This is a genomic window from Mojavia sp. (assembly GCF_059505145.1).
Map to the genome: position 1 here is coordinate 1 of NZ_JCACKA010000043.1, position 3,206 is coordinate 3,206.

Consider the following 3,206-nt stretch of genomic DNA (forward strand, 5'->3'; position numbering starts at 1 on the left):
GTTGAAGTCTGGCTAATATGCGTTTATTATCTTCATCGTTGACTACAATAATCCCCTCTAGCGGTTCACCATCTGGCCCTAAACGGTCATCAATCAGCTTATTAGTTGAAACACACAAACCGTTAGAATTGAGGAAGGGTGAGCGAAAGTTAAGAACTTTTTCCCCTTCATCCAACCAAGGCACACAAATTTCACCATTCTTTAGTTCCTTCGATGGAATAATCATTCCTCTGTCAAAAGTCAGTGTCCGCCCAAGCGCAATATCTCGCCACTCGCCTTGGACGAATTTACTAAGTTCTTTTCTGACTTTTTCAGTCTCCAAAAGCTGATTATGTCCACCAACTAGGTCAGCTTTTATGAGTTTATACATTAATAAATCGTCTTTTTGGGATTGCTCACTATATCCATCATTCATTTCAAATTCTTCAGCTTCCCCCCAAGTAAGCAGTTCTAGCTGTTTAATAAGTGAACCATCAGCAACTTGTTCGGTAATTTCTTTTTTTGAAGATGAGTTTTGTGACTCAGTAAAAGCTTTACGTTTCTCATACTTCTCACAATAAAGTTGAGCCACTTTTTTGGGATCGCTCTGCGATTGGGCTAATTTTTGTGCTTGAGCTTCTAGTTCTTCAGCGAAATCTTTAATACCTTGAGGAAACGAGGCCAGCAGTTGAGATATGGCTGTCTTACCTCGCTCTGATTGAGACTTTTCTCCTAACCAGATTTTTTGTTTATACAACCCTGGCTGAATCTGTGGCTTCGATGGCCCGCCAGGACGATCCTTGTCTGTTCCTTTGAAGCTTGATAGAGGAAGAATTATATCGATTTTTGGTTCGTTATTTGGGTTAGCATATCTTATTTTGTCTAAGTTGTAAGGTCTTAATGTCCCTTTCCCGAACCGATATTTAGTATCTTGCCCATTATTCTCTGCCCAGCCAAAGCGATGTTGAATAACGTGGTAACTTTTATCTTTCTGTGTTTCTCTTTTAGTTAATTTGTCATAAAGTTGAGTCGATATCTGTCCATAACAGTCACCCACTAATTTTTCAGCTAAATTCTTTGATAATATATTTCCATTCTCTCCGGTAGTATCATCTACAATCAAGATATTCAATTCTTCATTAATTACGTTTTTACAAGCACCTAAAAAAATTGAACCGTAGGCTCCCCTATCTTTTCTGTCAGGGCATAATTTATCAATTATTTCTAAACATTCTGGACAACCATAAAGCAATCTCGTCTTGGACGATAATAAAAGAGTATGCTCATCTGGATGATTTCTTAATTCCTCTGATTTACTATGTTCATCTATATGCCCAAAAGAAAATTGCTGGTTTGGGAAGTAAAATTCTAGTAGAGTATTCTCTAAGTTTTCAGTTAAAATTGATAGAGGATTATTATTATTTCCATTAGGATGAATCCATTGATTTAGCCTAGTATCAAAATGCTTAAATTTTAATGACATAGTTTGATTTAAACATTCATTTTTCAAGGAGTTTATTATGTCAAGATTAAAACGTTGGATAAATATGCACAGTAAAGAATTTTATCCAGATGGAACTTTAAAACCTGAAGCTAGAGAACAAATGTTATCTGAGGGGACGGATAATGGAGCAATTGATAGTTATGCTTGTAGGTTAAAAGCAGAATATGACGAGTGGAAGCAATTGGATGAAATTGACCCAGAACCGTGGCCTGTCTACACTGCCTATGATTTCTTTACTCTTACAGAGAAAGAACAATTTAACCCTGACGGCTCTGTTAGGCCCGAATATGTTGAATTTGAACTTAAACAAGGGACTAGTCCGGGATGGTTAGAAGAGATGGAACGACGTAAGAAATTGGAAGTTGATAATTACAACAAAATGTCAGCCTCCCACGCCGAACAAGGAATTAACTACGGAGCGTGGCTGATGCGAAGCCTCAAGCCTGCCAACGGCACATACATACAACGCCGTCGACAAATGGATATAGATTTACGTAACTGCGAAGAACCAAGCAGCTTACTTTTCGATAAGGACACATCTTTTTAATAGGAGGCAGGAATAGCTCTGTTGTATACCTGTGTCCATTGTTGTTCGGATTGGCAATCGTAATTATCAGAAATTCCAGCAATCACAGTGTCGGGGGGGCTAGAGATGAATTCAGAAATTGCATTTTCCTTTTCTTGTTGGGAAAGCTCTGTCACTTTTACTTCTGCTTTTGGTTTAGGAAGCTTATCTTTATCATTGAACAATCCAACAATAAATGATTTTGCTTTAAAAAACTGTGGAGATTGACTGGGTTGCCCTACTCCAAAACATCCACGAGATTCGATAAAAAGATGAGACTGAATTCCGCCAGTGTACTGGTGTGTAGGAATTAACTTCTGTCCGCCAGTAGCCGCCCAAACTAACATTGTTTGGGTGGCAGAATCAACACATCCATTGTTAACCCAACGACCTATACTCACTCTTTTCTGGACACCGCAGACATTCCACGATACTCGATATAATGCGGGATATTGTTGAGCTAAAGCTTTAACTTTTTGAGTATGATCATTTGCCACAAGTACAGAGTTGGTTTGTCCAGTTGAGTCAGCCCCAACGGTCGAATTGCAGGAAGCAACAGCTAAAGCCAAACTAAGAATGAGACTCTTACGAGTAAAATTAGCAGATTGCATTATCTTTGTGAAGTAGAAGTTGCGGAATCAAATAAGCTAAACAGCTTCTAAGTTTTCGCTGTTAGAAATCTCGATAAACAGAGATTTGTAATTTATGTAACCTAGACAAATAGCACGAAAAACTGCATGGGCGCGATTTTGCGCTCCTAGTTTTAGGTTGAGTGAATTTGTATATCCTCGGATTGAACCAGAAGAAACGTGCAGGTTATCAGCTATTTGGTCATTAGAAAATCCAAAAGCCATCAGTTTAAGAACTTTCATTTCTATTGACGTTAAAGATTCGCCAAACTTTTTTCCTTTCCTCAAAGAGTGTCCCTCCTCTTTGATGTCTAAAATCGAGCGAGATAGCCTGGGATCAATCCAGCACTGTCCTTGATAAGACATTTCAACTGCATATAACAAAATATCTGCTCTTGTATCACTCAACAGGTAGGAACTAGCACCTGCATTAAAAGCCATTTTTAGTAGTCCTTCATCTGAATGCTGGCTCAGAACTACTATTTTGACTTGGGGAAACTCTTGATTAATCTCAGCTATTAAATCAATC

Annotated in this window: 3 protein-coding genes and 1 pseudogene; 1 reads left to right on the forward strand and 3 read right to left on the reverse strand. The window is 38.3% G+C overall.

Going from position 1 to position 3,206, the window contains the following annotated elements:
• A pseudogene (locus tag AC5JL8_RS07165) lies at positions 1 to 1,462 on the reverse strand (hypothetical protein); the annotation flags it as partial.
• 37 nt (positions 1,463 to 1,499) lie between these two features.
• On the opposite strand from AC5JL8_RS07165, the gene AC5JL8_RS07170 reads away from it, so the two are divergent.
• A complete protein-coding gene (locus tag AC5JL8_RS07170) occupies positions 1,500 to 2,030 on the forward strand; it encodes a hypothetical protein (protein WP_495879092.1) in 531 nt (176 codons plus the stop codon).
• On the opposite strand, the gene AC5JL8_RS07175 is transcribed toward AC5JL8_RS07170, so the two are convergent.
• Together AC5JL8_RS07175 and AC5JL8_RS07180 are read right to left on the reverse strand one after the other, a co-directional pair.
• Entirely contained in the window at positions 2,027 to 2,659 is a 633-nt protein-coding gene (locus AC5JL8_RS07175) for a hypothetical protein (RefSeq protein WP_495879093.1), read from the reverse strand. The genes AC5JL8_RS07170 and AC5JL8_RS07175 overlap by 4 nt on opposite strands.
• Before the next feature lie 36 nt (positions 2,660 to 2,695).
• Positions 2,696 to 3,206 (reverse strand): LuxR C-terminal-related transcriptional regulator (locus tag AC5JL8_RS07180; protein ID WP_495879094.1); only part of this gene is annotated, 511 nt, incomplete at its 5' end.

Coding starts and splice junctions, on each gene's coding strand:
- AC5JL8_RS07170 (WP_495879092.1), top strand. CDS start 1,500: ATGTCAAGATTAAAACGTTGGATAAATATGCACAGTAAAGAATTTTAT.
- AC5JL8_RS07175 (WP_495879093.1), bottom strand. CDS start 2,659: ATGCAATCTGCTAATTTTACTCGTAAGAGTCTCATTCTTAGTTTGGCT.